Source organism: Allosediminivita pacifica (genome assembly GCF_003054175.1).
In the GTDB taxonomy this organism is placed as follows: domain Bacteria; phylum Pseudomonadota; class Alphaproteobacteria; order Rhodobacterales; family Rhodobacteraceae; genus Allosediminivita; species Allosediminivita pacifica.
In genome coordinates this window covers 132,075-158,054 of sequence record NZ_QBKN01000008.1, presented here as the reverse complement: position 1 = coordinate 158,054, position 25,980 = coordinate 132,075, and the positions used below count along the sequence as shown (strand labels likewise).

The window sequence follows — 25,980 nt, the reverse complement described above, 5'->3', positions numbered from 1 at the left end:
TGGTAATCTTTGACATGACCGCCTCCCATTAAGGATTGTTGCGATCCCACCTTGGCACAGCGATGCCGTCGGGGGGCGGTTACAGCATCAAAGCCCCGAGGGATGAATTACATTCCGCCGACCCGGCAGGGATGGTAGGCCCGGAGGGACTCGAACCCCCAACCAAGGCGTTATGAGCGCCCTGCTCTAACCAATTGAGCTACAGGCCCGGCCTGGGACCTTCCCTAGCAGAGCGCGGCAGACCGTCAAGCGTGCAGATTGCAGGGCGGCGCGGGATGGGCTAATCGCGCCTCACGGCAAGACGAGGACAGCTTCATGAGCGAGCGTAAGAACGGTCTGACCTACGCGCAGGCGGGCGTCGACATCGATGCGGGCAACGCCCTCGTCGAACGGATCAAACCCGCGGCCAAGCGGACCAACCGGCCCGGCGTCATGGCCGGGCTCGGCGGCTTCGGCGCGCTCTTCGACCTCAAACAGGCGGGTTATGACGACCCGGTGCTGGTCGCGGCCACCGACGGCGTGGGCACCAAGCTGCGCATCGCTATCGACACGGGCCTTGTCTCGGGCGTCGGCATCGACCTCGTCGCCATGTGCGTGAACGACCTGGTCTGCCAGGGCGCCGAGCCGCTCTTCTTTCTCGACTACTTCGCCACCGGCAAGCTCGACACCGAAACCGCCGCACAGGTGGTCGAGGGGATCGCCGAGGGCTGCGTGCGCTCGGGCTGCGCGCTGATCGGCGGCGAAACCGCCGAGATGCCGGGCATGTACGGCGACGGCGACTTCGACCTCGCGGGCTTTGCCGTGGGCGCCATGGAACGCGGCGCCGCCCTGCCCGACGGCGTGGCCGAAGGCGACGTGCTGCTGGGCGTGGCGTCGAGCGGCGTGCACTCCAACGGCTATTCGCTGGTACGCAAGCTGGTCGAGCTTTCCGGCCTCGGCTGGGACGCCCCCTGCCCCTGGGCCGACGGCACCCTGGGCGAGGCGCTGTTGGCGCCCACCCGCCTTTACGTGAAACCCGCGCTCGAGGCGGTCCGCGGCGGCGGCGTGCATGCGCTCGCCCACATCACCGGCGGCGGCCTGACCGAGAACCTGCCCCGCGTGCTGCCCGAGGACTGCGGCGCCGAGATCGACCTGAGCGCCTGGGAGCTTCCCGGCGTATTCGCATGGCTGCAGCAGCAGGGCGGCATCGAGGCCTCCGAGATGCTCAAGACCTTCAACTGCGGCATTGGCCTCGTGGTCGTCACGGCCGCGGACCAGGCCGAAAGCGTCGCCGCCACCCTGCGCGAGGCGGGCGAAACCGTCGTCACGCTGGGCAAGGTCACTGGCAGGCCGGGCATCGCCTACAGCGGGAGCCTTGCGTGACGCGCGTCGCCATCCTGATTTCAGGCGGCGGGTCGAACATGGTCAAGCTGGTCGAGGACATGACCGGCGATCACCCGGCGCGACCCTGCCTGGTCCTGTCGAACAAATCCGACGCGGGCGGCCTTGACCGCGCGGCGGACATGGGTGTGCCAACGGCGGTGGTCGATCACAGGCCCTTCGGCAAGGATCGCCCCGCCTTCGAGGCGGCGCTTCAAGAGGCCCTCACCAAGGCGCAGCCCGACCTGATCTGCCTTGCTGGCTTCATGCGCGTGCTCACCGGTGGCTTCGTCCGCCAGTGGGAGGGGCGCATGCTCAACATCCACCCCTCGCTGCTGCCGAAATACCGCGGGCTGCACACCCACCAGCGCGCGCTCGAAGCGGGCGACACCGAACACGGCTGCACCGTGCACGAGGTCACGCCCGAACTCGACGACGGCCCGATCCTCGGTCAGGCGACCGTGCCGGTCCGGCCTGATGACACGCCCGACGATCTCGCCGCGCGTGTCCTGACGCAGGAGCACCGTCTTTACCCCGCCGTCCTGCGCCGCTTCGCTGCCGGGAACCGCGAACCTCTGCACCTCAGCGCGCAGTGACGGCGTGCGGCGCGGCGTTGCCGTGCCATGCGCCGGGCGCGACCTCCGAGGCCGGGGCCAGCAGCGCCGGGATCCCCATCATGAGAACAAGCGCAAGACCCGCACCGATGGCCCGAAGGTCCGAGGGGGCGAGTCGTCGGTAATGTTGCGCAGGGGCGCAGGTCAGATCCAGATGTGTCATCTCAGCTCTCCTTCTCTGGTCATGCTGTAAGACGACACCTAGATAGGCGTCTCTTCGTCATCGCGGAAACGAATGTCTGTGCGCCCTGTCATCACCATCCTGAATGATAGCGATTGACCCGAGCGGGAGGCAGGCCGCCCGGCTCGGTTCCAAATGGAAATGGTGCCTTTGCGCTCCTGCCCGGACGGGTGTAGGAGGGCGCACCATCATCAGGACAAGCGGCCGGAGCGCACATGAAGACGATCACGACGACAGAGGACCTCGCCGCATTCTGCGACGCCGCGCGGGCACATCCCTATCTGACGGTCGATACCGAATTTCTGCGCGAACGCACCTACTACTCCAAGCTCTGCCTGGTACAGCTCGCCTATCCCGGCGACGGCGAGAATGACGCGGTGATCGTCGATCCCCTCGTCGAAGGACTCTCGCTCGATCCGCTGCTCGACCTCTTCCGCGATGACAGCGTGGTCAAGGTGTTCCACGCCGCCCGTCAGGATCTCGAGATCTTCTGGGTCGATCACGGCGTGATCCCCACGCCGCTCTTCGACACGCAGGTCGCCGCCATGGTCTGCGGCTTCGGCGAACAGGTCGGCTACGAGACGCTGGTCAAGAAGATCGCCAAGCAGAGCCTTGACAAGTCCTCGCGCTTCACCGACTGGTCGCGCCGCCCGCTGACCGACGCGCAAAAGACCTACGCGCTGGCCGACGTGACCCACCTGCGGGTGATATACGAATTCCTTGCCGGGCGGCTTGCCAAGACCGGCCGCGACCGCTGGGTGGCCGAAGAACTCAACACCCTCACCGATCCCGAAACCTACACGGTCCGGCCCGAACAGGCCTGGATGCGGGTCAAGACCCGCTCCAACTCGCCGCGCTTTCTTGCCATCGTGCGGGCGCTGGCGACCTTCCGGGAAAACTACGCCCAGAAGCGTAACATCCCGCGTTCGCGGGTCTTCAAGGACGACGCGCTGGTCGAACTCGCCTCGACCAAGCCGGCCGACATGGCTGACCTTGGCCGCTCGCGACTGCTTCTGCGCGAGGCGCGCAAGGGCGATATCGCCGAAGGCATCCTCGCCGCGGTCAAGGAAGGGCTCGACTGCCCCAAGGAAGACCTGCCGCAGCCTGATACGGCGCGCGACAAGCTCAACGTGAACCCGGCGCTCGCCGACCTCCTGCGCGTCCTGCTCAAGGCCAAGACCGAAAGCTCGGGCGTTGCCTCCAAGCTGATCGCCCCCGCGGCCGATCTCGACGCGATCGCTGCCGGCGAGCGCGATGTGAGCGCGCTGCGCGGCTGGCGTTACGAGGTCTTCGGAGAGGACGCCCTGCGCCTCTGCGAAGGGCGCATCGCGCTGTCGGCCAAGGGCAAGAACGTCTCGGTCATCGAACTCTAGGCCGCGGCGGCAAGCTCCCGGTTTTCCACCGGAAAATCCGGATCGGGGCGAATTCTCCGCCTCTCCCCCTTTGCAAGCCGCGCCACCCCGCCTATATTCCGAGTGTCTCGCAAGGGACTATGGGCATAAACGCGCACATAATAAGCGGATCGGACCCGGGGGCGGTACCCGGCGGCTCCACCAAATACCCGGCGTTGGCGGGAACATGGGGCCGAAATAGGATCGACGAACGTGTAAAGGTGTAGCTTTGTCCCGGTGAGATACCACCGTTATCGGTTCATTAAGCATAGTTGCCAACGACAATCATGCTCCGGTTGCAGTTGCTGCGTAAGCAGTGACAAGACCGAAATCTAAGCCCTTGCGCCTAGCAGCGTAAGGCGGGGTTCGCAGGCACCTGGCAACAGAAGCCTGCACTTTATCCCCACAAATCGACGCTCTTCGCTATCGGACCTGTCGCGCCGCGCGCAATGTCGTTGACGCATAGGCAAGCCGACGGCAGCATCGCCTCATGAACGTCGCGCCCGCGGCCCTCTGTCTTGCCGCAATCACCGCCGCCAGCCCCCTCGGGGCCTGCCAGACGGCCCTGCTGCTGGCGATGGACGTTTCCAATTCCGTCGATGCGGGCGAATTCCGCCTCCAGACCGAAGGGCTCGCAGCCGCGCTGCAGGACCCCGAGATTACCGAGATCCTCGTTCGCGACCGCGTGAGCCTTTCCGTACTGCAATGGTCCGGCATCCCGGATCAGGAGATTAGCATCGGCTGGACCACCATCTACAGCCCCGCCCAGGTCGCCGCACTCGCGCAGCAGGTCCGCGACATGCCGCGCGCCTTCATCCTCTCCGACACCGCCCCGGCCGAGGCGCTCATCGCGGCGCTCGCCCACATAACACAGGGCCCCGACTGCGTTCGCCGCGTCATCGATCTCTCGGGCGACGGAACGCCCAACGCCCTCGGCGGTGCCGAGGTGCGCCACCTCCGCCGTCGTGCGGAACGGGCCGGCGTCACGATCAACGGGCTTGCCATCGAAAGCCTCGGCCTCGCCATCACCAACTTCTATCACCGGCAGGTCATCACCGGCGACGGCTTTGTCGAGACCGCCCGAGGCTACCGCGACTACGCCCGCGCCATCCGCCGCAAGATGCTGCGCGAGATCTCGAGGGTCTTCGGCTGACCGCGCCCGCCGCCTGTCACATCCCTGTCGCACACGGATGTCAAAGGCCACGCGCATGACCACCCCTCTTGCCTCGCTCGCCCGCGTCTTCGGCCGCATCGGCGTCCTCTCTTTCGGCGGCCCCGCCGCCCAGATCGCCCTCATGCACCGCGCCCTGGTCGAAGAGACCCGCTGGCTGAGCGAGCGCCAGTTCCTCTCGGCGCTCAGCTTCTGCATGCTGCTTCCGGGCCCCGAGGCGATGCAACTCGCCACCTACGCAGGTTGGCGTCTCCGCGGGATTCCCGGCGGCCTCGTCGCGGGCACGCTCTTCGTGCTGCCGGGCGCGCTGGTTATCGCCGCGCTCGCCCTGCTCTACGCCCGCTTCGGCGCCCAGCCCGAAACCGGCGCGCTGCTGCTCGGGGTCAAGGCGGCGGTCATCGTCATCGTCGTGCAGGCGCTCCTGCGCCTCGGGCAGAAGGCCCTGAAGACCGCCGATGCCTATCTGCTCGCGGCCCTGTCCTTCCTCGCGATCTTCGCGCTCGGCCTGCCTTTCCCGCTGATCATCGCCGTGGCCGGGCTCTGGGGGTTCCTGCGCAGCCGTGAGACCGCCACCGACATCCCGCCACCACCGGCCAATCACACGGCCCCCGCAACGCTCGCGCTCTGGGCCGCGCTCTGGCTCCTGCCCCTGCCCGTCCTCTGGCTCGCCGGTCAGACGCTGCTCTTCGACCTCGCCGCCTTCTTCGCGCGCCTCGCCGTCGTCACGTTCGGCGGCGCCTACGCGGTGCTCGCCTACATGGCGCAGGAAGTGGTCCAGAACCGTGGCTGGCTCGACGCCACGCAGATGGTCGACGCGCTCGGCCTGGCCGAGACCACGCCTGGACCGCTGATCCTCGTCACCCAGTTCGTGGGCATGCTGACCGGCCACGCACAGGGCGGCGCAGGTCTGGCCATCCTCGCAGGTCTGCTCACCCTCTGGATGACCTTCGTGCCCTGCTTCCTCTGGATCTTCGCGGGCGCCCCCTATGTCGAAAGCCTCCTCGCCCGGCCCCGGCTGCAATCCGCGCTCAGCGCCATCACCGCCGCCGTGGTCGGCGTGATTCTCAACCTCTCGCTCTGGTTCGCCTTCCACGTCGTCTTCACCGAAGTGGCCGAGGTCCCGCTCGGCCCCCTCACGCTCGATCTGCCGCGCCTCGACGCGCCACGCTGGGACGCCTGGCCGCTCATCGCGCTCGCGGCAATCATGCTGGGGCCCCTGCGTCGCGGAATCCCCCTCACGCTCCTCGTCTGTGCGCTGGCCGGCTGGGGGATCTCGCACCTCTGACAAATCCGGCCTGCCCCCTTTCGCTCCCTGCGGAAAACGGCCTATGCTGGCCCCCAATCAAGAGGGGAGCGCCATGTCCCGCAGCATCGACTACGGAAATCTCATGCATCGCGCCATGCGCGGCCTGATTCAGGAGGTGCTGGAGGACGTCCAGGAACGGGGTCTGCCCGGCGACCACCACTTCTTCATCACCTTCGACACGGCCCATCCGGACGCCGAGCTCGCCGACTGGCTGTCGGACCGTTATCCCGAAGAGATGACCGTGGTGATGCAGCACTGGTTCGACCACCTCGAAGTCACCGACGAGGGATTCGCCGTCACGCTGAACTTCGGCGACGCGCCCGAACGGCTCTACATCCCCTACGATGCGATCAAGACCTTCGTGGACCCATCCGTCGAATTCGGCCTGCGCTTCGAGACCCAGGACGAGGCCGAGGACGACGATCAGCCCACGCCCCCCGACGACGGGCCGGGCGGCGGCGAAACCGAATCCCAGCCCGAGACCGAACGGCAGGATGCCGAGGTCGTCAGCCTCGACCGTTTCCGCAAATAAGAAGGCCGCTGCGCCGAACTGGCCGATTGCCCCCCGGGCAGCGACAGGCTATCCGGCATGCAGCTGCATACCGGAGGACCCCGACATGACCGAGACCCGCACCGAGACCGACAGCTTCGGCCCGCTGGAAGTGCCCGCAGACAAGTACTGGGGCGCGCAGACCCAGCGCTCGATCATGAACTTCCCCATCGGCTGGGAGAAACAGCCGGTGCCGATCATCCGCGCCCTCGGCGTGGTGAAAAAGGCCTGCGCCATGGCCAACAAGGCCAACGGCTCCATGGATGCCAAGATCGCCGATGCCATCATCGCCGCCGCGGGCGAGGTCATCGACGGCAAGTTCGACGACAACTTCCCGCTCGTCGTCTGGCAGACCGGCTCGGGCACCCAGTCCAACATGAACGCCAACGAGGTCATCTCGAACCGCGCGATCGAGATGCTCGGCGGCACCATGGGCACCAAGGACCCGGTGCACCCGAACGACCACTGCAACATGGGCCAGTCCTCGAACGACACCTTCCCGACCGCCATGCACGTGGGCATCGGCATGCAGGCGCGTGACGTGCTGCTGCCGGGCCTGACCAAGCTGGCCGAGGCGCTTGAGGCCAAGTCGGCAGAGTTCAAGGACATCATCAAGATCGGCCGCACCCACACGCAGGATGCGACGCCGCTGACGCTGGGCCAGGAATTCGGCGGCTACGCGCACCAGGTCCGCAAGGGCATCGCGCGCATCGAATCCTGCCTTCCAGACATCTACGAGCTCGCGCAGGGTGGCACCGCCGTGGGCACCGGGCTGAACACGAAGAAGGGCTGGGGCGAAACCGTCGCCGCCAACATGGCCGAAATCACCGGCCTGCCCTTCGTCACGGCCCCCAACAAGTTCGAGGCGCTCGCCGCGCATGACGCCATGGTCATGTTCTCCGGTGCGCTCAAGACCGTCGCCGCGAGCCTTTTCAAGATCGCCAACGACATCCGCTTCCTGGGCTCCGGCCCGCGGTCCGGCCTGGGCGAACTGATCCTGCCGGAAAACGAACCCGGCTCCTCGATCATGCCCGGCAAGGTGAACCCCACGCAGGCCGAGGCGCTGACCATGGTCTGCGCGCATGTCATCGGCAACGACACCGCCGTCGGCATGGCAGGCAGCCAGGGCCACTTCGAACTCAACGTCTACAACCCGATGATGAGCTACAACGTGCTCCAGTCGATGCAGCTTCTGGGCGACAGCGCCTCGGCCTTCACCGACAACATGGTCGCGGGCATCCAGGCCAACGAAAGCCGCATCGGTGAACTCATGCGCAACTCGCTCATGCTCGTCACCGCGCTGGCGCCCACCATCGGCTACGACAACGCCACCAAGGTCGCCAAGACCGCGCACAAGAACGGCACCACCCTCAAGGAAGAGGCCATCAACCTTGGCTTCGTCGACGAGGAAACCTTCGAGCGCGTCGTACGTCCCGAACAGATGATCGGCCCCAAGGACTGATCACGCGGCGCGGCGCCCCTTGCGGGCGCCGCCTCCCCGAAACGTGAGCGGCAGAGAGTTGCCGCCGCCGCGCAGACACCGCAGGTCTCTGCGCATGATGCACCGCCGCACGCTCCTCGCCTCCGCCATCGCCCTGCCCTTCGTCCGCCCCGCCAGCGCACAGCAGGCCCGTGACGAACTTCAGTCCGCCCTCGACACCGAGGACCAGCTGCATTCGCTTCAGGTCATGCAGGGCGGCGAGATGCTGATCGAGGCCGCCCCCCGCGGGCCGGGTCTCGACGGTCTCGCCAACATCAAGTCCTGCTCGAAAAGCCTCGTGGCCCTCATGCTGGGACAGGTCATCGCGCGCGGCGACATTTCGGGCGTCGATGCCACCCTGGGCGATGTCGCCCCCGGCCTCATCCCCTCCGGTGCCGACCCGCAGGTGCGCGACATCACCATGGAGGATCTCGTCACCCTTCGCGCGGGGCTCGAAAGCACCTCGGGCGGCAACTACGGCGCGTGGATCAACTCGTCGAACTGGGTCGCAAACGCGCTCTCCCAGCCGATGCAAAGCGACCCGGGCAGCCGCATGATCTATTCCACCGGCTCCACCCACGTGCTCGGCGCGGCCTTGGCCGAGGCATCTGGCGACAGCCTCCTGTCCCTCATGCGCGCCGAGCTCGGCAATCCCCTCAACATCGAAATCCCGCCCTGGGTCCGCGACCCGCAGGGCTACTACATGGGCGGCAACCAGATGGCGATCACGCCGCGCGCCATGTTGCGCATCGCGCAGATGATGCGCGACGAGGGCCGCTGGGAGGGCACGCAGGTGATCCCGCAGGACTGGATCGAGGCCTCGCTCGAACCACGCACCCGCTCGCCCTTCTCCGGCTATTCCTACGGCTACGGCTGGTTCCTCACCGGCTCGGGATACGTCCTCGCCCGCGGCTACGGTGGACGGGTCATCGCCGCCCACCCCGAGCGCGATCTGGCCGTCGCCATCACCTCTGATCCGAACCGCCCGGCCCGCTCGGCCGGCTACTTCGGTGTGCTCTCGGACCTTCTCGACGGACCAATCCTTGCCTTGGCCTGACCTTGGTGGCACGATGAAGAAATGGGCACCGTCACCAACCTGAACCGCTTCCGCAAACAGAAGGCCCGCGCCGACAAGCGCGCCGAGGCCGACGGCAACGCGGTAAAGTTCGGACGCACCAAGGCCGAAAGGCAGGCCGCGAAAAGCACCCGCGAAAAGGCCGACAGGGATCTCGACGGCCACAAGCGCGACACATGAGCGGCCGTCCGGTCAAGCACTCGCTGACCATCCGGGGGCACCGTACCTCGGTCTCGCTCGAAGATGTCTTCTGGAAGGAATTCCGCCGTATCGCCGAGGCGCGCGGCAAGGCACTGAACGCGCTCGCCGCCGAGATCGACGAACTCCGTGACCCCGAGGTGGGCCTCGCCTCGGCCATCCGCGTCTTCGTGCTCGAGGACCGCATCGCCTCAGGCCGCGTCTGAGCGCTCCACCGGAAAGACGAAACAGCGATCCCGCCGGACCGTCAGCCAAAGCGGCGTGCCGCGCGACGGCAGGAACACGTTCGGCACCGTGGCGCGCAGCACCCCGCCGTCGAAGTCCATCCGGAACTCCACCAAGCTTTCCGACCCCATGAACCGCGCCCGCTCCACGACGCCCCGCGCCGGTGTGCCGGCCATGTCCGTGGGATTCGGTCCTCGCCCGTTGCGGTCGAAATCGATGCTCACGTGCTGCGGGCGAAAGACGATCTCGACCTCCTGCCCGTCGGGCACGCCCGGCGCCAGGAACTGCCCGAAAGGCGTTTCCGTCAGCGCCCCGCGCACGGTGCCGCGTAGCACGTTGATGTCGCTGAAGAAGGCCACGGCCTCCTTGTCGGCGGGCGCGTTGTAGATGTTGTAGGGCGCGCCCTGCTGCACGATCCGCCCCCCGCGCATCAGCGCGATCTCGTCGGCCATGCGCATGGCCTCCTCGGGTTCGTGCGTGACCAGCAGCACCGAGCTGCCCTCTTCCTTGAGCACGTCCAGAGTCTCGTCCCGGATGCCATCGCGCAGCCGGTTGTCGAGCCCAGAAAACGGCTCGTCCATCAGCATGATCCGCGGCCGCGGCGCCAGCGCCCGCGCCAGCGCCACCCGCTGCTGCTCCCCGCCCGACAACTGGTGGGGATACTCGTCGATGTAGTGAACCAGCCCCACCCGGTCGAGCAGCGCCCGCGCCCGCGCCTTGCGCTCGGACCCCGCGCCCTTGAGGCCAAAGGCCACGTTCTCGCCCACGCTCAGATGCGGGAACAGCGCGAAGTCCTGGAACATCAGCCCGATCGACCGCCGCTCGGGCGGCACGCGAAAGACCGTGTCGCAGACAAGGTTGCCGTCCACGTAGATCTCGCCGCTGTCCTGCATCTCCACGCCCGCGATCATCCGCAGCGTCGTCGACTTGCCGCAGCCCGAGGGCCCCAGCAGGCAGGTCACGTTGCCGGGCTCGAGCGACAGTGACACGTGGTCGACCACGGCGGTGCCGTCGAAGCGACGGACAAGATCGCGCGTCTCGAGCCGCGGGGCATTCGGCATCTGGGTCTCCGGCTATCCGACAAAAACCTTCGGGATCGGACTTGGCGGTATCAGCCCCGCGCCGTCCCGGCAAGGTTCCGACGGCTGCCTGCGACCACGGCGACCGTCCCTGTGACAAGCACCGCGACGCAGATCACGAAAAGCTGCTCGTACTTGTGCCCCTCCGGCAGGACGGCCGCCACCGGCGCCCAACCCCGCGCAAAATAGACCGCCGCCCCCAGCATCGCCGCGCCCCAGGCCAGCATGTAGGACCAGAGCGCCACCTGCCGCCCGAGCACTAGCCCCGCGATCAGCACCGGCGTCAGGAACATCGACGCCGTGCCGCTGACCGCCACCGCGTCGAACAGCGTCTGGCTGCCCCAGAGCGTCAGCGCCGTGCCCGCCAGCGCGAAAACCGCCATGGCCGCGCGCCCGCCGTCCAGCGTCGCGGGCGCCAGACCCAGCTCCTGCACGCAAAGCCGGGCCGCCGAGGACAGCGCCGAATCCAGCGTCGACAGGGCCGAGATCAGCAGCGACAGCATCAGCGCGGCAAAGATCCACCCCGGGAACATCCCCGCCCAGCTTCCGATCAGTTCACCCTCGTAGGCGGCGCCGCGCAGGCTCGCCTCGATGCCGAAGACCCCGAAGGCCATTATGCACAGGGTCGAGATCCAGAAGGCATGCAGGAAGGACAGCCGGGTGGTGCGCGCATCCGCGATGAAGCCCCGGTCCATCATGACCGGGTCATGCGCCGGGTAGGAAAAGACCTGCAGCGCCGCCACCACCAGCAGCACCCAGCCGAGGTAGCCGCCCGACTGGCCCGGGGCGGTGACCACCGCCCCCAGGTCGAACCCCGGCGACAGCACCAGCGCGCCGAAGGCCACGAAGAAGATGCCGAGGAACAGCACCATCTGCACCACGTCGGTGCGCAGCGCCGCGCTCAGCCCGCCCCAGGCCGAATAGGCCAGCGCCAGCACCGCCACGCCGAGGATCGCCATGGTCCCACTGCCCGGCGCCACGGCCGAGAAGATCAGCCCCACCACCAACAGGTTGGCAAAGACCTCGGACAGCAGCCGCAGCGCGATGACAAGGTTGTAGGCCGCAGCCCCCGTGCCCCCGAACCGCGCCGACAGCCAGTCCTGAACCGACACGGCCCCCGCCTCGCGCAACCGCCCGACGATGAAGCCCCCCGTGACGAAGGACCCATAATAGGCCGCATAAGCCAGCACGCCCGCGATCCCGTAGAAATACCCCAGGATCGCCGCGTTCAACAGCGACCGCGCGAAGATCCAGGTCGTCACCTGGCTCAGCACCAGCGTCCAGAGCCCCGGCGCCGCGCCGCTGTCGTCCCGACCTCCGAAAAAGCCCTCGACACTCGCCCGCCGCGGCGCCGCGGCAAGGGTCAGCACCACGATCACGGCGCAGGCGATGACAAGCAGGGAAACGGACATGGGCACTCTCCGGAAACACACAATCCCAGAGCTTTAGCGGATCAAAGCGCCGCGCACAGCCGGGTTGCAGAGCCTTGCCGCGAACGTGACTGGCGGGAGAGCTTGGGGCCGTGCCCTGCCAGACCCGGAACAAGGGGCGAGGTCCCGCCGGGCCAACGCTAGGAGGGAGATGACCTCGGAGCTGTCATCAGCCGTGGAATGCCAGAATGTCCGTAGTGCGGGACAAAGCGCCAATTCGCTGCGCCTGCACCAATATCGGCTTTCGAAAAGTAGGCAGCGCGATAGCTGGGGATACGCGCGCTAGTACTCTCAAGTACTATCTGATGCGGCTTGAGTGCCTACGAGCCGTTCAAGGCGATCCGAAACCTCATTTTGTTTGAATTGTGCCATTTCGGCACGCCCAAACATCAAGCCTGTACAGATGAAATACCAACGAAAGAACCAAGGGGCGACGATTACCAAACCTACAAGCCCTAGAACCATGTTGAAGACGGCCCCAAAAATTCCCGTGTCCTCAAACAGGATTACTAGCAAGATGCCAACCGGGAGCATTGGCAAGAAGAACCAAAGCCATAGAGTACCGAACGCGAATAGGGCGAAAAAAGGTACCCTTCGCGCTGCCTTGAGTACCCAAATTTCATGCCGAGTAAAATTCAGTTTAATCCAACGAGAGAGACTCTCAAAACGAGATGCTTCACTATTCTCATTTGCGTACACTTCAATCATCCAAACTAGGATTGTTTCTGCAAGCTTTGAATAACAGACATTTGTCCAAAGTGCAGCATCCGTTACGCTGGCTCGCTCCCAACCTTCGCAACTTGCCCCCCGAAGCATCGCCTCCAGCCTCAGCGCGTCAGCGCCTTCGCCAGCCGCGGCAGGCGCGCCTTTTTCAGCAGTGCGCGCATCTCCCAGTCGCCCTCCGACAGGCGCCGCGCCTCGGCCAGCACGGCCTCGGTGACGTGCTCCATGGCCTCGGGATTGCCTTGCCAGAGCCCCAGCAGGAAGGCATCCGGATCGGCGCGACTCAGGCCTTCCTCGGCCAGCACGTTGCGCGGGAAATCCTGCGCGTTCATGGTCACGATCACATCGGCGCTGCCGGCGATGGCCGCGGCCAGCACATGGGTGTCATTGGCGTCCGGCAGCCAGAGCCGATCCTCGAGCGATGGCGCCCATCGCACCTCCGCCCCGGGCCAGGCCGCGCGCAGCAGCGCGATCTCACCGCGTGCCTGCGCCTCGCCCGTGGGGCCGATCTTGCGCGCAGCACGCGCCCATTCCTCGAGGATGCGCTCCGACCAGAGCGGCGTGAACAGCCCCTGCCGCGCCGCCCCCAGCAGCACCTCGCGCATCACCGTGGGGTAGATCACGCAGGTGTCGAGCAGGACCTTCAAAGCCGGAAGACCAGCGCCTTGAGATAGCCCGATTCCGCCAGCTGCGGCAGCAACGGATGGTCCGGCCCCGCCTGCCCCGTGTGGATCAGCTGAGCCCGCCGCCCCGCGCGCCCGATGCCCCGCAGGCAGGCCCCGGTAAAGGCCGACAGATCCGCCGCGTGCGAGCAGGAACAAAGCGTCAGGTAGCCGCCCTCCTCGACCAGCGGCGCGGCCAGCTTGGCCACCCGCTCGTAGGCCCGCAGCCCGTTCTCCAGCGCCTGCTTCGACGGCGCAAAGGCTGGCGGATCGCAGATCACCACATCAAACCGCGCCGCGTCCTCGTTGAGCGCGCCCAGCACGTCGAAGGCATCGCCCTGCCGCGTCTCCAGCGGCTTGCCCATACGCCGCGCGCCCTCTTCGGCCAGCGACAGCGCCGGTGCCGATCCGTCCACGGCCAGCGCGCTCTGCGCGCCGCCCGCCAAGGCGGCCAGCGCAAACCCGCCCACGTGGCTGAAGACATCAAGCACCCGCGCGCCCTCCGCCAGCCTCTGCACGAAGCGCTGGTTCTCGCGCTGGTCGTAGAACAGGCCCGTCTTCTGGCCGCCCGTGAGGTCGGCCATGTAGGTCGCGCCGTTCATCTCCACCGCCAACGCCGCCTCGGGCGCGCTGCCGCGCAGCACCGCGTCGGCATCGTCGAGCCCTTCAAGGCTCCGGCCCCGTCCGCCCGCGTTCTTCATCACCGTGGTCACGCCCGTGACCTCCACTAGCGCCTCGGTCAGCGGCTCGATCAGCGCGTCGGCCCATGCGGCGTTCGGCTGCATCACGCAGGTGTCGCCGAACCGGTCGATCACCAGCCCCGGCAGCCCGTCCGCCTCGGCATGGACCAGCCGGTAGTACGGCGCCGGGTAAAGCCGGTCGCGATGCGCCTGCGCCCGCGCCAGCAGGCCTTTGAACCAGGCCCGATCCACCACCGCCGCCGGATCGCGGTCAAGCATCCGCGCCGCGATCCGCGACTCGGGGTTCACCGCGACCACGCCAAGCGCCTCGCGCTCGTTGTCCTCGAGCACGGCAAGGCTTCCGGGCGCAAGCTTTCGCGTGCGCCGGTCCAGCACCAGTTCGTTATCGAAAATCCAGGGCGCACCGCGCCGGATGGCGCGGACATTGGCCTTGGGGCGCAGGCGGATCACGGGATAGTCGCTCATGCGCGGCATCTATCCCGCCACGGCGGCGAAGGGAAGCGGCACCGTCACACGGCTGGCACCCGGCTGCGCCATGATGCACAAGGAACCCGGAGGGCCGCCGGGGCGCTTATCCACAGTGCCCGGCTTTACTGTTAGCGGTAACTGCGCTAGCGTGCCCGCAGAGGAAAAGGAGGCTGCGATGCCGCTCAACGAAACGATCGCCAAGGTGACCCAGCGGATCGAGGAGAGGTCGCGCCCGACCCGCGAGGTCTACCTCGACAGGATGCGCCAGGCCGCCGACGAAGGCCCGCGCCGCGCCCACCTGAGCTGCGGCAACCAGGCCCACGCCTATGCCGCCATGGGCGAGGACAAGGACAGCCTCGCCGGGGACCGCGCCCCCAACCTCGGGATCATCACCGCCTACAACGACATGCTCTCGGCCCACCAGCCGTTCGAGCGTTTCCCCGACATCATCCGCGCCGCTGCCCGCGAAACAGGTGGCACCGCGCAGGTTGCCGGCGGCGTGCCCGCCATGTGCGACGGCGTCACCCAGGGTCAGGTCGGCATGGAGCTGTCGCTCTTTTCCCGCGACGTGATCGCGCTCGCCACCGGCGTCGCGCTCTCGCACAACACCTACGATGCCGCCGTCTACCTCGGCGTCTGCGACAAGATCGTGCCCGGCCTCGTCATCGCCGCGGCCACCTTCGGCTACATCCCCGGCATCTTCCTGCCCGCCGGCCCCATGACCAGCGGGCTGCCGAACGACGAAAAGGCCAAGGTCCGCCAGAAGTTCGCCGCCGGCGAAGTGGGCCGTGACGAACTCATGAAGGCCGAGATGCAAAGCTACCACGGCCCGGGCACCTGCACCTTCTACGGCACCGCGAACTCCAACCAGATGCTGATGGAGTTCATGGGCCTGCACCTGCCCGGCGCCAGCTTCATCAACCCCAACACGCCGCTGCGCGACGCGCTGACCGTGGCCGGGGCCCAGCGGGCGCTCGAGATCACCAACCTCGGCAACGACTACCGCCCGGTCTGCGACGTGCTCGATGCCAAGGCCTTCGTGAACGGCATGGTCGGCCTCATGGCCACCGGCGGCTCGACCAACCTCGTGCTGCACCTGCCCGCCATGGCCCGCGCCGCCGGCATCCAGCTCGAGCTCGAGGACTTCCACGACATCTCGACCGCCGTGCCGCTCATGGCCAAGGTCTATCCCAACGGCCTTGCCGACGTGAACCACTTCCACGCCGCGGGCGGCCTCGCCTACATGATCGGTGATCTCGTGGACCACGGGCTGCTGCACGACGATGTCTCGACCGTCGCGGGCGACGGGCTTCGCCGCTACGCGCAGGAACCCAAGCTCGACGGCGACCGCGTCGTCTGGGTCGACGGCCCCGGCGAAAGCCAGAACGACAAGATCCTGCGCCCCGCGGCCGATCCCTTCCAGCCCACGGGCGGCCTGCGCCAGCTTTACGGCAACCTCGGACACGGCATGATGAAGACCTCCGCCGTCGAGAAGGAGCGCCACATCATCGAGGCGCCCGCCCGCGTCTTCAAGGACCAGCAAGAGGTCAAGGACGCCTTCAAGGCCGGCGAGTTCACTTCCGACACCGTGATCGTCGTGCGCTTCCAGGGCCCCAGCGCCAACGGCATGCCCGAGCTGCATTCGCTGACGCCGACGCTGGCCGTGCTTCAGGACCGCGGCCTCAAGGTCGCTCTCGTCACCGACGGGCGCATGTCCGGGGCCAGCGGCAAGGTGCCCTCGGCGATCCACGTCAGCCCCGAGGCCGCCAACGGCGGACCGCTGGCGCGGGTACAGGACGGCGACGTGATCCGCGTCGATGCCGTCTCGGGCGCGATCGAATGCCTTGCCCCCGACTTCGACAAGCGCGAGCCGGTCAAGGAAGACCTGCAGGGCAACGGCCACGGGGTCGGGCGCGAGCTCTTCGCGGCCTTCCGCTCGAACGTGGGCCTTGCCTCCAACGGGGCCGCGGTGGTCGTATGACCGCCGCACCCCTCCCGACCCTACTGACGAAAGAAGACCGGACATGACCCCCGAAACCGCCAGCATCGAATCCGAAAAGCTCTGCCGCATGGCCCCCGTGATCCCCGTGCTGGTGATCGAGGACCCCGCCAAGGCCCGTCCGCTGGCCCAGGCGCTGGTCCGCGGCGGCCTGCCCGTGCTCGAAGTCACGCTGCGCACCCCCGCCGCGCTCGAGGTCATCCGCGAGATGAGCCAGGTCGAAGGCGGCGTCGTGGGCGCGGGCACCCTGCTTACCCCCGAGGACGTGACCAACGCACGCACCAGCGGCGCCCGCTTCGGCGTGTCGCCGGGCGCCACCGACCGGCTGCTTCAGGCCTGCGAGGACGAGGGTCTGCCGCTCCTGCCCGGTGCCGCCACCGCCTCCGAGGCCATGGCCCTGCTGGAACGCGGCTACCGCGTGCAGAAGTTCTTCCCGGCCGAGGCCAACGGCGGCGTGCCCGCGCTCAAGGCCATCGGCGCGCCGATCCCGCAGGTGAAATTCTGCCCCACGGGCGGCGTGTCGCTGAAGAACGCCGAGACCTACCTCGGCCTTTCGAACACGCTCTGCGTCGGCGGCAGCTGGGTCGCGCCGAAAGATGCGGTGGACCGCGAGGACTGGGAGGAAATCGAACGCCTCGCCTCCGAAGCGGCGGCGCTGACGCGCAGCTGAGGACCCACCACGGCGTCTAATACCGTTTGAGAACAGAAGGTTGAGGGCCATTCCTCAACCTTCACATGAAGACCCCCAGGTGCCGATCACACCAACCACCCGCAAAACGCGCTTCCCTCTCCCCTAGGGGGAGAGGGCCAGGGTGAGGGGCAACAACACCCCCCTCTAGCACCGACGATTGCAGAGATTCTCGCAGGGGATGCCGTCGTTGTCGCCGTCCCGGATGCTCTGCCCGCATTGGATCAGCTTGTAACAGGCCTCCGCACAGGACCGCAGCTGCTTGCAACTGACGTTCCTGCAGTCAAAGGCCTGCGCCGTCCGGAAGGCATTCAGCCTCTCTGTCGGCGTCCTCTGCTCCTCTGCAAAGGCCGCTTGCGACACCAGCACCAGGATCAGAACAAGTCCCCGCATCTGCCGACCTCCCTCACTTGTTAACCATTGGTTAACCTAAGGGCAGCGAGAGCGAAAAGGCAACGAGCGTAGAGACCCAAAAGTTAAGTCCCGGTGAATGCCGGAACCTAACCCATTGAAATCATTTAGGCGAAGAAGTGTCCCGGCCCGGGACACTATCTCACGCCCCTTCCTTCTTCCGCTTCTTCACGGCCCCCGCCGCCTCCGCCAGATCCACGGCGATGGCGAAGGCGCCCTTGATCTTGTCGGCGTCGGATTTCCAGTCGCGGCGGACCACCACCTTGTTGTCCTTCACCTTGGCCAGCCCGTTCTGGTTCCCCACGAACTCCACCAGCCCCTCGGGCCGGGCAAACTTGTCGTTGTGGAACTGGATCGTCGCGCCCTTCGGCCCTGCATCCAGCTTGGAGATCCCGGCCTTCTTGCACATGGCCTTGATCCGCACGACCAGCATCAGGGTGTTCACCTCCTTCGGCAGCTTGCCGAAGCGGTCGATCAGCTCGGCGGCAAAGCCTTCGAGCTCCACCTTGGTCGACAGCTCCGACAGGCGGCGGTAGAGCCCCAGCCGCACGTCGAGATCGGGCACGTAGTCCTCGGGGATCAGCACCGGCACGCCGAGGTTGATCTGCGGCGCCCACTGGCCGTCGTCGTCGCTCAGGCCTTCGCCCTCGCCGGCCTTGATCTTGCCGATCGCCTCCTCGAGCATCTGCTGGTACAGTTCGTAGCCCACGTCGCGCATCTGGCCCGACTGTTCCTCGCCCAGCAGGTTGCCCGCGCCGCGAATGTCCAGGTCCTGGCTCGCCAGCGTGAAGCCCGCCCCCAGCGTGTCGAGCGAGCCCAACACCCGCAGACGCTTTTCCGCCGTGGCCGTCAGCTTGGCGCGCGGCTTGGTGGTCAGGTAGGCATAGGCGCGAGTCTTGGACCGGCCCACGCGGCCCCGGATCTGGTAGAGCTGCGCCAGACCGAACATGTCGGCTCGGTGCACGATCATCGTGTTCGCCGTGGGAATATCCAGCCCGCTTTCCACGATGGTCGTGGCCAGCAGCACGTCGTATTTCCCGTCGTAGAAGGCGTTCATCTTGTCGTCGAGCTCGCCCGCCGGCATCTGCCCGTGGGCGACGACGAAGGAGACCTCGGGCACCTGTTCGCGCAGGAATTCCTCGATCTCGGGCAAGTCGCTCAGGCGCGGCACCACGAAGAAGCTCTGCCCGCCGCGGTAATGCTCGCGCAGCAGCGCCTCGCGGATGGTCACCGCATCGAATTCCGACACGTAGGTGCGGATCGACAGGCGGTCGACAGGCGGCGTGCCGATGATCGACAGGTCCCGCACCCCGGTCAGCGACAGCTGCAGCGTGCGCGGGATCGGCGTCGCGGTCAGGGTGAGCACGTGTATATCCGTGCGCATCTGCTTGAGCCGTTCCTTGTGGGCCACGCCGAAATGCTGCTCCTCGTCGATGATGAGCAGCCCGAGGTTCTGGAACCGCGTGTTCTTGGCCAACAGCGCGTGGGTCCCCACCACGATGTCGACGGTGCCCTTGGACATGCCTTCGCGCGTGGCCTGCGCCTGCTTGGAACTGACGAAGCGCGACAGCGGCGCAACGTTGATCGGGAAGCCGCGGAAGCGTTCGGCAAAGCTCTTGTAGTGCTGGCGGGCGAGCAGCGTGGTGGGCGCGATCACGGCCACCTGCACGCCCGACATGGCCGCGATGAAGGCCGCGCGCATGGCGACCTCGGTCTTGCCAAAGCCCACGTCGCCGCAGATCAGCCGGTCCATGGGCTGGCCCGACATCATGTCCTCGAGCACGTCCTCGATGGCGCGCAGCTGGTCGTCGGTCTCGGTGTAGGGGAAACGCGCGGCGAAGCTTTCGTAGGCGCCCGGCGGTGGATCCATCATCGGCGCCTTGCGCAGGGCGCGCTCGGCCGCGATCCGGATCAGCCGGTCGGCCATCTCGCGGATGCGTTCCTTCAGCTTGGCCTTCTTGGCCTGCCAAGCGCCACCACCCAGCTTGTCGAGCAGCCCTTCCTCGTGGCCGTATTTCGACAGAAGCTCGATGTTCTCCACCGGCAGGTAGAGCTTCGACCCTTCGGCGTATTCCAGCAGCAGGCATTCATGCGCGGCACCGGCGGCGGTCACGACCTCCATGCCGATATAACGGCCGATGCCGTGATCCACGTGCACGACCAGATCGCCCGGAGTGAGCGCCTGCGCCTCGGTCAGGAAGTTCTCGGCCTTGCGGCGCTTGCGCGGCTGGCGGATCAGCCGGTCACCCAGCACGTCCTGTTCCGAGATCACCGTGATCCGACGATCCCCCCAGGGTGCCTCGAACCCGGCCTCAAGGGACCAGACCGCAAGGTGCAGCCCGCGCTTGCCGACGCGGGTACCGTTGGCGACGGGCACGGCCTCGGCCAGGCCCTCATCCTCGATCAACCCGGTCAGGCGTTCGCGGGCGCCTTCGGAATAGGAGGCGATGAGGACCGGGCCGTCTTCGAGTTTCTTCTTGACGTGATCCGCCAGTGAACTGAAAAGGCTGATACTTTCCTGCTGGCGCTCGGGCGCAAAGCTGCGCCCCAGCCGCCCGCCGGCGTCCACCACGCCCGGCCCGCTCGCGTGCGGCAGCGGGTTGAACTGCACCCGTCGGTGCCGGTCCAGCGTGGCAATCCAGGTCGCCTCGTCCAGATACAGCTGTTCCGGCGGCACGGGCTTGTAGACCGTGTCCATCCGCCCCTTCTGGGACATGGCGAACTTGCGGCTCTCGTACTGGTCGGCGATCTGTTCCCAGCGCGACAGATGCGCGGGCACGACCTGATCGTCCAGCAGCACCGGCGCCTTGGGCAGGTAGTCGAACAGCGTTTCGAGCTTTTCGTGGAAGAATGGTAGCCAGTGCTCGATGCCCTGATGCTTGCGCCCGGCGCTGACGGCCTCGTAAAGCGGGTCGTCGGTGCCCGCCGCGCCGAATTCCACGCGGTAGTTCTGGCGGAAACGGGTGATGGCGCTGTCGTCGAGGATCACCTCGGAGACCGGCGCCAGTTCCACCACGTCCATTTTCTCGGTCGTGCGCTGCGACACCGGATCGAAGCGGCGCGCGCCGTCCAGCACGTCACCGAACAGATCGAGCCGCACAGGCCCGCCTTCGCCCGGTGGGAAAATGTCGAAGATGCCGCCGCGGATGGCGTAGTCGCCGGGCTCGGTCACGGTCGGCGCCTGCGAAAAGCCCACGCGGACAAGGAAGTTGCGCAGCGCCTGTTCGTCGATGCGGTCGCCCACGCGGGCGGTGAAGGCCGCCTCGCGCAGGACATCGCGCGCGGGGATGCGTTGCATCGCCGCCGACAGCGTTGTCAGCAGGACGAAGTGCTTCGGCCCGCCATGCGCCAACCCCGCCAGCGTCGCCATGCGCGCGGCGGATATGTCGGCGTTTGGCGACACCCGGTCGAAGGGCAGGCAGTCCCAGGCGGGAAAGCGCAGTACCGGCATGTCGGGTGCGAAAAAGGCCAGCGCGTCGGCCATGGCCGCCAGCCGCCGGTCGTCGCGTGCCACGTGGACGACGGGCCCGCCCGCCTTGTCCACCTCGTCGAGGACGAGCCGCGCATCGAAGCCCTCGGGCGCGCCTCCGATCGTGATCTTGTCTGCCATGCGGGGCAAATGGCGCGCCGCCGCGCCAGCGTCAACCGTAGAACGGACCAAGCACGAGGTTCTGGTACATCCCCCAGACCGCGGTCACGAAGATCGCCACCATGCCGATCATCTGGGTGATCACGCGATGCGCCCGGATAAGCCGCAGCAGCGCCTCGCCATGCCTCTCGCCGTTGTGCACCCGCTGCGCCGCGCGCAGTTCCAGCAGGCGCACCAGCAGAAGCGGGAACCCAAGCAGGAACAGCGCCTGCGCGAACTCGACCCGGTAGAGGAACCCCAGAAGCAGCGCCATGCTCAGCACTCCCGCCACCAGCGCAGACATCCAGAGCCCGCTTTCCCGCGCCAGAAGCAGTTGTCTTTCCGCGTTGATCCGGGCGAGCTCCTCGAGATCCAGGGTCGCCTGCCCGCCATCGCGCCGGGCGCGCGTTACCATGTCGATCGGCACACCCAGCACGCGATGGCTCGCCATGGACCAGACGGCGGCCAGCACGATCCAGAACCACAGGTTCGAAAAGGATCGCATGTCGATCACTTCGAAAACTGTGCCGTACCAATCCAATGCGCGACCTCCCGCCCTTGCGAGGGCCTTCTATCGCGCCTCGTTTCGCTTGCCCATAGCACATCCCCGCCGGGGTTCCCGCAATTGCCGAAAACACAGCGAGGAACACGGGCCGGTGGCTCTGCGATGAAGCAGTACAACCACAATACTGCAAGTCAGGAGGACACTATGCCACTGGAATTCGGTGCGCAGAGCCAGGACACCTATCCCACGCGCAACCCCGATCAGGAACGCTGGATCGAACGCGCGGACCCGGTCCTCTGGACCGACTGGACCGACCATGCCCCGATCTCACAGGAGCAGGCCGGATCGTTCGAACGCGACGGCTTTCTCGTGCTGAAGGGCCTCTTCGAACCCGAAGAGGTCGAGGCCCTGATCGACAGCGCCGCCGCACTGCGCGAGGACCTTGCCGGCGCCAAGGCCGAGGACATCGTGACCGAACCCGAGAGCGAGGCGGTGCGCACGGTCTTCCGGCTCGAACAGCATAACGCCCTGATGCAGAAGCTCAGTCGCGACAAGCGTCTGGCCGGCATCGCGCGCTTCCTGCTGGGGGACGAGGTCTACCTTCACCAGTCGCGCCTCAACTACAAGCCGGGCTTCTCCGGCAAGGAGTTCTACTGGCATTCGGACTTCGAGACCTGGCACGCCGAGGATGGCATGCCGCGCATGCGCGCCGTCTCTGCCTCGCTGCTGCTGACCGACAACCGGGCGCATAACGGCGCACTGATGCTGATGCCCGGCTCGCACAAGACCTTCATCTCGTGCCAGGGCGAGACGCCGGACGCGAACCACGAAAGCTCTCTCAAGGCGCAGGAGGTCGGCACCCCGTCGCAGCAAAGCCTGCGCGACATGGCGACGATGTGCGGGATTGAGGATGCCGAAGGCCCGGCCGGAACGCTGGTGCTTTTCGACTGCAACACGCTGCATGGCTCGAACGGCAACATTACGCCCGATCCGCGCTCGAACGCCTTCTTCGTCTACAACGCCGTCTCGAACGCATTGGACGACCCATACGCGGCCAAAGCCGCGCGTCCGGATTTCCTCGCCAAGCGCGGCGAGCCTGAGCCGATCGAGCTTCACGACGGCCCGCTCGCCTGAAGCGGCCCTGCCCGCTCCGGCCCTTCACGGGCCGGGGCTGGACACGCTCTGGCTCCGGGTGCAGACCTGCCTTTGAACGACAAAGATCAGGTGTTTCCTCATGCTCCCCAGCCAGGCCCCCTTCCCCGCCACCCGTCACCGCCGCCTGCGCCAGAGCCCGGCGATCCGTTCGCTGGTCGGGCAGACCTCGCTCAGCCCCTCGGATTTCATCTGGCCGGTCTTCGTGCGCGATGGCGAAGGCATCTCAGAACCCGTGGGCTCGATGCCCGGGGTCAACCGGCTGTCCGTCGACAAGGTTGTCGAGGCCGCGCGCGAGGCCCATGCCCTCGGCATCCCGGCGATCTGCCTGTTTCCCTACACCGCCCCCGCCCTCAAGACACCCGACTGCGCCGAGGCCTGGAACCCCGAGAACCTCTCGAACCGCGCCACCCGCGCGATCAAGGACGCAGTGCCCGACATCGCGGTGATGACCGATGTGGCGCTCGATCCCTACAACAGCGATGGTCACGACGGCATCGTCGAGAACGGCGTGATCGTGAATGACGCCTCGGTCGAGGCGCTGGTGAAACAGGCCCTCAGCCAGGCCGCCGCTGGCGCGGACATCATCGGGCCCAGCGACATGATGGACGGACGCATCGGCGCCATGCGCGCCGCGCTGGAGGCCGAGGGGCATCAGAACGTCCTGCTGCTGAGCTATTCGGCCAAGTTCGCCAGCGCCTTCTACGGGCCGTTCCGTGATGCCGTGGGCGCATCCGGCGCGCTCAAGGGCGACAAGAAGACCTATCAGATGGACCCGGGCAACTCGGACGAGGCCATGCGCCTGATCGAGCGCGACCTTCAGGAAGGCGCCGACATGGTCATGGTCAAGCCCGGCATGCCCTATCTCGACATCTGCCGCCGCGCCAAGGACATGTTCGGCGCCCCCACCTTCGCCTACCAGGTCTCGGGCGAATACGCGATGATCGCGGGGGCGATCGAGCGCGGCTGGCTCGACGGCGACAAGGTCATGATGGAAAGCCTCATGTCCTTCCGCCGCGCCGGCTGCGACGGGATTCTCACCTACTTCGCACCGCAGGCCGCGCGACTTCTGGCGGAATGATGCCGTGCATCATCGGATTGTTGCCTATTGCGTGACACAGTCGCCACACTCCGGTATAAGAAAAGACAACCGGCGGAACAGCCGGGTTCGGCATCGGCAGTGAAGAGAGAGTTCCCCATGAAGATCACGCGACGCGCGTTTACCCTCGGTCTGGGCGCCGCCCTTGTGGCTGGCTGCAACAACGGCATCGGCAGCCCCGGTGCCGCACGGATCGACGCCCGCGTCGATCAGACCCTGAATTCGCTCTACTCCCAGTATCCCTCCACCCGCGACCTGGCCCAGAAATCGGTCGGCACGCTCGTCATGCCGCTGGTCAATGAGGCAGGCTTCGGGCTCGGCGGCGCCTACGGGCGCGGCGCCCTGCGTGTGGGCGGCGCCACGGTCGACTACTACTCGGTCAGCAAGGCCTCCGCCGGGCTTCAGATCGGCGCGCAGCAATACTCCCACGTCCTGTTCTTCATGACCGAGAACGCGCTGACCAGTTTCCGCCGCTCGCCGGGCTGGGCCGCAGGCGCGAACGTGGCTTATGCCACGCTGACTGAGGGGCAGGCGCTTGCAGCCGAGACGACGACCTCGCTCGCGCCCGTCATCGCGGTCATCTTCGGCCAATCCGGCCTGCGCGTCGGCGCCACCCTCGAGGGCGTGAAATACACCCGCATCATCCCCTGATCGTGGCGCCCCGGGACATTTCCAGGACCCACGGCCCGTCGTCGTAGGCGGCCGGCCCCAGCATAGGTACGGTCGTGACCGACGCCCTTATCGAGATTGGCCGTTTTGAGCCCGCCGAGGCGGACGCGCTTGGTGTGATCTACTACAGGGCGGTGCACGAGGGTGCGGCCGGGGCCTACGACGCCTCCCAGCGACATGCCTGGGCGCCCAAGGCCCCGTCCGGCTCCGACTGGGAAGCCCGACTTTGGGCGCAGCACACGTTGGTGGCCCGTGACGCCGGGAGGCCCGTCGGCTTCATGACGCTCGACGCCGGGGGCCACATCGACCTTGCCTTCGTGGACCCCGACTTCCAGCGCCGCGGCGTGGGCGGGCGTCTCTACGACCGGCTCGAGGCGCTGGCCATGGACGCAGGACTTGAGCGTCTGTCCTCGGATGCCAGCCACTTGGTGAGGGGCTTTTTCGAGCAGCGGGGCTGGCAGGTGCTGCGCGAACAGCGGATCGAACGGGCCGGCGTGACGCTAACGAACTTCGCGATGGAAAAACGGCTTACCGACGTTGGTCAGGGCTGACCCGAACGCGCTAGGGCGGCCAAGAAAAAGCCGGCCATCGGGCCGGCTTTCTCATGTCATGACAAAGCCTTACGGCTCAGACCTGCATGATCTCTTCCTGCTTGGTCTCAAGCGCTTCGTCGACCTTCTTGATGTAGGCGTCGGTCAGTTCCTGCACCTCGGTCTCCCAGAACTTCTGGTCGTCCTCGCTCATGCCGTCGGACTTGGCCTTCTTGACCCGATCCATGCCGTCGCGGCGGATGTTGCGGATCGAGACGCGGGCGTGTTCGGCATACTGACCCGCCACCTTACCCAATTCGCGACGGCGTTCCTCGTTCAGCTCGGGAATGGGGAGCATGATGATCGTGCCGTTCATCTGCGGGTTGATCCCGAGACCGCTTTCACGGATCGCCTTCTCGACCTTGTTCACCATGCTCTTGTCCCAGACATTCACGGTGACCATTCGTGGTTCGGGCACGTTCACGGTGCCGACCTGGTTGATCGGGGTCATCTGGCCGTAGGCCTCGACCATCACCGGCTCCAGCATCGAGGCCGAGGCACGGCCCGTCCGCAGGGACGCGAATTCGGTCCGGAGGTTGGACATGGTGCCGTCCATGCGGCGTTTCAGATCGTCGGTATCGAGTTCGAAATCGTCTGCCATGGTCGTCTGGCCCTGCATCTTTGAA

At 66.9% G+C, this 25,980-nt stretch carries 25 protein-coding genes, 1 tRNA gene and 1 other RNA gene; 17 read left to right on the top strand and 10 right to left on the bottom strand.

The window, feature by feature from the left end:
* Nucleotides 1–132: 132 nt before the first annotated feature.
* Nucleotides 133–209, bottom strand: a tRNA-Ile gene (locus C8N44_RS08410).
* Between the two features lie 106 nt (nt 210–315).
* Between C8N44_RS08410 and purM the strand changes: the two genes are divergently transcribed.
* Together purM and purN are read left to right on the top strand one after the other, a co-directional pair.
* Nucleotides 316–1,362 carry a phosphoribosylformylglycinamidine cyclo-ligase gene (gene purM, locus C8N44_RS08405; protein ID WP_107975745.1) on the top strand — a complete coding sequence of 349 codons (1,047 nt, stop codon included), beginning with the start codon at nt 316–318 and terminating at the stop codon, nt 1,360–1,362.
* Nucleotides 1,359–1,955, top strand: coding sequence for a phosphoribosylglycinamide formyltransferase (purN, locus tag C8N44_RS08400; protein WP_107975744.1), 597 nt, complete (start codon nt 1,359–1,361; stop codon nt 1,953–1,955). Before purM ends, purN begins: the two co-directional genes overlap by 4 nt.
* On the opposite strand, the gene C8N44_RS08395 is transcribed toward purN, so the two are convergent.
* Entirely contained in the window at nt 1,942–2,136 is a 195-nt protein-coding gene (locus tag C8N44_RS08395; RefSeq protein ID WP_107975743.1) for a hypothetical protein, read from the bottom strand. The genes purN and C8N44_RS08395 overlap by 14 nt on opposite strands.
* Before the next feature lie 233 nt (nt 2,137–2,369).
* Here C8N44_RS08395 and rnd point away from each other — a divergent pair, with 233 nt between their 5' ends.
* The 9 genes from rnd to C8N44_RS08350 all read left to right on the top strand — a co-directional run bounded on the left by rnd (nt 2,370) and on the right by C8N44_RS08350 (nt 9,531).
* Complete coding sequence (gene rnd / locus C8N44_RS08390; RefSeq protein WP_107975742.1) at nt 2,370–3,527, top strand: ribonuclease D; 1,158 nt, start codon at nt 2,370–2,372, stop codon at nt 3,525–3,527.
* A 65-nt stretch (nt 3,528–3,592) separates the two neighbouring features.
* Nucleotides 3,593–3,942: a transfer-messenger RNA gene (ssrA, locus tag C8N44_RS08385) on the top strand.
* A 93-nt stretch (nt 3,943–4,035) separates the two neighbouring features.
* Nucleotides 4,036–4,698 (top strand): DUF1194 domain-containing protein, encoded by a 663-nt coding sequence (locus C8N44_RS08380; RefSeq protein WP_107975741.1) that lies wholly within the window; start codon nt 4,036–4,038, stop codon nt 4,696–4,698.
* Nucleotides 4,699–4,753: 55 nt separating this feature from the next.
* Nucleotides 4,754–6,001, top strand: a complete 1,248-nt coding sequence (chrA, locus tag C8N44_RS08375; RefSeq protein ID WP_107975740.1) for a chromate efflux transporter — start codon at nt 4,754–4,756, stop codon at nt 5,999–6,001.
* 73 nt (nt 6,002–6,074) lie between these two features.
* A complete protein-coding gene (locus C8N44_RS08370; protein WP_107975739.1) occupies nt 6,075–6,554 on the top strand; it encodes an SspB family protein in 480 nt (159 codons plus the stop codon).
* Nucleotides 6,555–6,639: 85 nt separating this feature from the next.
* Nucleotides 6,640–8,034: a class II fumarate hydratase gene (gene fumC, locus C8N44_RS08365; RefSeq protein WP_107975738.1), complete on the top strand. Its 1,395-nt coding sequence runs from the start codon at nt 6,640–6,642 to the stop codon at nt 8,032–8,034.
* Between the two features lie 94 nt (nt 8,035–8,128).
* Nucleotides 8,129–9,109: a serine hydrolase domain-containing protein gene (locus C8N44_RS08360; protein ID WP_170121072.1), complete on the top strand. Its 981-nt coding sequence runs from the start codon at nt 8,129–8,131 to the stop codon at nt 9,107–9,109.
* Between the two features lie 21 nt (nt 9,110–9,130).
* On the top strand, nt 9,131–9,307 hold the full coding sequence (locus C8N44_RS08355; RefSeq protein WP_107975737.1) for a DUF4169 family protein: 177 nt from the start codon (nt 9,131–9,133) through the stop codon (nt 9,305–9,307).
* Nucleotides 9,304–9,531: a ribbon-helix-helix domain-containing protein gene (locus C8N44_RS08350; RefSeq protein ID WP_107975736.1), complete on the top strand. Its 228-nt coding sequence runs from the start codon at nt 9,304–9,306 to the stop codon at nt 9,529–9,531. Before C8N44_RS08355 ends, C8N44_RS08350 begins: the two co-directional genes overlap by 4 nt.
* Here C8N44_RS08350 and C8N44_RS08345 read toward each other — a convergent pair.
* The 4 genes from C8N44_RS08345 to C8N44_RS08325 form a co-directional block, all read right to left on the bottom strand.
* Nucleotides 9,517–10,611, bottom strand: coding sequence for an ABC transporter ATP-binding protein (locus tag C8N44_RS08345; RefSeq protein WP_107975735.1), 1,095 nt, complete (start codon nt 10,609–10,611; stop codon nt 9,517–9,519). The genes C8N44_RS08350 and C8N44_RS08345 overlap by 15 nt on opposite strands.
* Before the next feature lie 50 nt (nt 10,612–10,661).
* The gene (locus C8N44_RS08340; RefSeq protein WP_107975734.1) at nt 10,662–12,041 is read right to left on the bottom strand and encodes an SLC5/6 family protein; all 1,380 of its coding nucleotides are present in this window, start codon (nt 12,039–12,041) and stop codon (nt 10,662–10,664) included.
* 845 nt (nt 12,042–12,886) lie between these two features.
* Nucleotides 12,887–13,429 carry an RSP_2648 family PIN domain-containing protein gene (locus C8N44_RS08330; protein WP_107975732.1) on the bottom strand — a complete coding sequence of 181 codons (543 nt, stop codon included), beginning with the start codon at nt 13,427–13,429 and terminating at the stop codon, nt 12,887–12,889.
* Nucleotides 13,426–14,610, bottom strand: a complete 1,185-nt coding sequence (locus C8N44_RS08325) for an RSP_2647 family RNA methyltransferase (protein ID WP_244641034.1) — start codon at nt 14,608–14,610, stop codon at nt 13,426–13,428. Before C8N44_RS08325 ends, C8N44_RS08330 begins: the two co-directional genes overlap by 4 nt.
* A 178-nt stretch (nt 14,611–14,788) precedes the next feature.
* Here C8N44_RS08325 and edd point away from each other — a divergent pair, with 178 nt between their 5' ends.
* Both edd and C8N44_RS08315 read left to right on the top strand, forming a co-directional pair.
* Complete coding sequence (edd, locus tag C8N44_RS08320) at nt 14,789–16,594, top strand: phosphogluconate dehydratase (RefSeq protein ID WP_107975730.1); 1,806 nt, start codon at nt 14,789–14,791, stop codon at nt 16,592–16,594.
* Between the two features lie 43 nt (nt 16,595–16,637).
* Nucleotides 16,638–17,282 (top strand): bifunctional 4-hydroxy-2-oxoglutarate aldolase/2-dehydro-3-deoxy-phosphogluconate aldolase, encoded by a 645-nt coding sequence (locus tag C8N44_RS08315; RefSeq protein ID WP_107975729.1) that lies wholly within the window; start codon nt 16,638–16,640, stop codon nt 17,280–17,282.
* 165 nt (nt 17,283–17,447) lie between these two features.
* On the opposite strand, the gene C8N44_RS08310 is transcribed toward C8N44_RS08315, so the two are convergent.
* The 3 genes from C8N44_RS08310 to C8N44_RS08300 all read right to left on the bottom strand — a co-directional run bounded on the left by C8N44_RS08310 (nt 17,448) and on the right by C8N44_RS08300 (nt 21,844).
* Complete coding sequence (locus C8N44_RS08310) at nt 17,448–17,693, bottom strand: excalibur calcium-binding domain-containing protein (RefSeq protein ID WP_107975728.1); 246 nt, start codon at nt 17,691–17,693, stop codon at nt 17,448–17,450.
* A 160-nt stretch (nt 17,694–17,853) separates the two neighbouring features.
* On the bottom strand, nt 17,854–21,321 hold the full coding sequence (gene mfd, locus C8N44_RS08305) for a transcription-repair coupling factor (RefSeq protein ID WP_107975727.1): 3,468 nt from the start codon (nt 21,319–21,321) through the stop codon (nt 17,854–17,856).
* Between the two features lie 31 nt (nt 21,322–21,352).
* Nucleotides 21,353–21,844 (bottom strand): component of SufBCD complex, encoded by a 492-nt coding sequence (locus C8N44_RS08300; protein WP_244641033.1) that lies wholly within the window; start codon nt 21,842–21,844, stop codon nt 21,353–21,355.
* A gap of 204 nt (nt 21,845–22,048) precedes the next feature.
* Here C8N44_RS08300 and thpD point away from each other — a divergent pair, with 204 nt between their 5' ends.
* From thpD to C8N44_RS08280, 4 genes are all read left to right on the top strand, one after another.
* Nucleotides 22,049–22,978, top strand: coding sequence for an ectoine hydroxylase (thpD, locus tag C8N44_RS08295; protein WP_107975725.1), 930 nt, complete (start codon nt 22,049–22,051; stop codon nt 22,976–22,978).
* 100 nt (nt 22,979–23,078) lie between these two features.
* Nucleotides 23,079–24,077, top strand: coding sequence for a porphobilinogen synthase (gene hemB, locus C8N44_RS08290; RefSeq protein WP_107975724.1), 999 nt, complete (start codon nt 23,079–23,081; stop codon nt 24,075–24,077).
* Between the two features lie 117 nt (nt 24,078–24,194).
* Nucleotides 24,195–24,746 (top strand): lipid-binding SYLF domain-containing protein, encoded by a 552-nt coding sequence (locus C8N44_RS08285; RefSeq protein WP_107975723.1) that lies wholly within the window; start codon nt 24,195–24,197, stop codon nt 24,744–24,746.
* A gap of 74 nt (nt 24,747–24,820) precedes the next feature.
* Entirely contained in the window at nt 24,821–25,315 is a 495-nt protein-coding gene (locus C8N44_RS08280) for a GNAT family N-acetyltransferase (RefSeq protein WP_158274023.1), read from the top strand.
* A gap of 76 nt (nt 25,316–25,391) precedes the next feature.
* Here the strand turns inward: C8N44_RS08280 and frr are convergent, their stop codons facing one another.
* Nucleotides 25,392–25,955, bottom strand: a complete 564-nt coding sequence (gene frr, locus C8N44_RS08275) for a ribosome recycling factor (protein ID WP_107975751.1) — start codon at nt 25,953–25,955, stop codon at nt 25,392–25,394.
* Between the last annotated feature and the right edge of the window lie 25 nt (nt 25,956–25,980).

Coding starts and splice junctions, on each gene's coding strand:
- hemB (WP_107975724.1), top strand. CDS start 23,079: ATGCTCCCCAGCCAGGCCCCCTTCCCCGCCACCCGTCACCGCCGCCTG.
- mfd (WP_107975727.1), bottom strand. CDS start 21,321: ATGGCAGACAAGATCACGATCGGAGGCGCGCCCGAGGGCTTCGATGCG.
- C8N44_RS08395 (WP_107975743.1), bottom strand. CDS start 2,136: ATGACACATCTGGATCTGACCTGCGCCCCTGCGCAACATTACCGACGA.
- frr (WP_107975751.1), bottom strand. CDS start 25,955: ATGGCAGACGATTTCGAACTCGATACCGACGATCTGAAACGCCGCATG.
- C8N44_RS08325 (WP_244641034.1), bottom strand. CDS start 14,610: ATGAGCGACTATCCCGTGATCCGCCTGCGCCCCAAGGCCAATGTCCGC.
- C8N44_RS08370 (WP_107975739.1), top strand. CDS start 6,075: ATGTCCCGCAGCATCGACTACGGAAATCTCATGCATCGCGCCATGCGC.
- C8N44_RS08380 (WP_107975741.1), top strand. CDS start 4,036: ATGAACGTCGCGCCCGCGGCCCTCTGTCTTGCCGCAATCACCGCCGCC.
- C8N44_RS08315 (WP_107975729.1), top strand. CDS start 16,638: ATGACCCCCGAAACCGCCAGCATCGAATCCGAAAAGCTCTGCCGCATG.
- rnd (WP_107975742.1), top strand. CDS start 2,370: ATGAAGACGATCACGACGACAGAGGACCTCGCCGCATTCTGCGACGCC.
- C8N44_RS08300 (WP_244641033.1), bottom strand. CDS start 21,844: ATGCGATCCTTTTCGAACCTGTGGTTCTGGATCGTGCTGGCCGCCGTC.
- C8N44_RS08285 (WP_107975723.1), top strand. CDS start 24,195: ATGAAGATCACGCGACGCGCGTTTACCCTCGGTCTGGGCGCCGCCCTT.
- C8N44_RS08345 (WP_107975735.1), bottom strand. CDS start 10,611: ATGCCGAATGCCCCGCGGCTCGAGACGCGCGATCTTGTCCGTCGCTTC.
- purM (WP_107975745.1), top strand. CDS start 316: ATGAGCGAGCGTAAGAACGGTCTGACCTACGCGCAGGCGGGCGTCGAC.
- C8N44_RS08350 (WP_107975736.1), top strand. CDS start 9,304: ATGAGCGGCCGTCCGGTCAAGCACTCGCTGACCATCCGGGGGCACCGT.
- C8N44_RS08355 (WP_107975737.1), top strand. CDS start 9,131: ATGGGCACCGTCACCAACCTGAACCGCTTCCGCAAACAGAAGGCCCGC.
- thpD (WP_107975725.1), top strand. CDS start 22,049: ATGCCACTGGAATTCGGTGCGCAGAGCCAGGACACCTATCCCACGCGC.
- C8N44_RS08340 (WP_107975734.1), bottom strand. CDS start 12,041: ATGTCCGTTTCCCTGCTTGTCATCGCCTGCGCCGTGATCGTGGTGCTG.
- chrA (WP_107975740.1), top strand. CDS start 4,754: ATGACCACCCCTCTTGCCTCGCTCGCCCGCGTCTTCGGCCGCATCGGC.
- C8N44_RS08360 (WP_170121072.1), top strand. CDS start 8,129: ATGATGCACCGCCGCACGCTCCTCGCCTCCGCCATCGCCCTGCCCTTC.
- C8N44_RS08310 (WP_107975728.1), bottom strand. CDS start 17,693: ATGCGGGGACTTGTTCTGATCCTGGTGCTGGTGTCGCAAGCGGCCTTT.
- fumC (WP_107975738.1), top strand. CDS start 6,640: ATGACCGAGACCCGCACCGAGACCGACAGCTTCGGCCCGCTGGAAGTG.
- edd (WP_107975730.1), top strand. CDS start 14,789: ATGCCGCTCAACGAAACGATCGCCAAGGTGACCCAGCGGATCGAGGAG.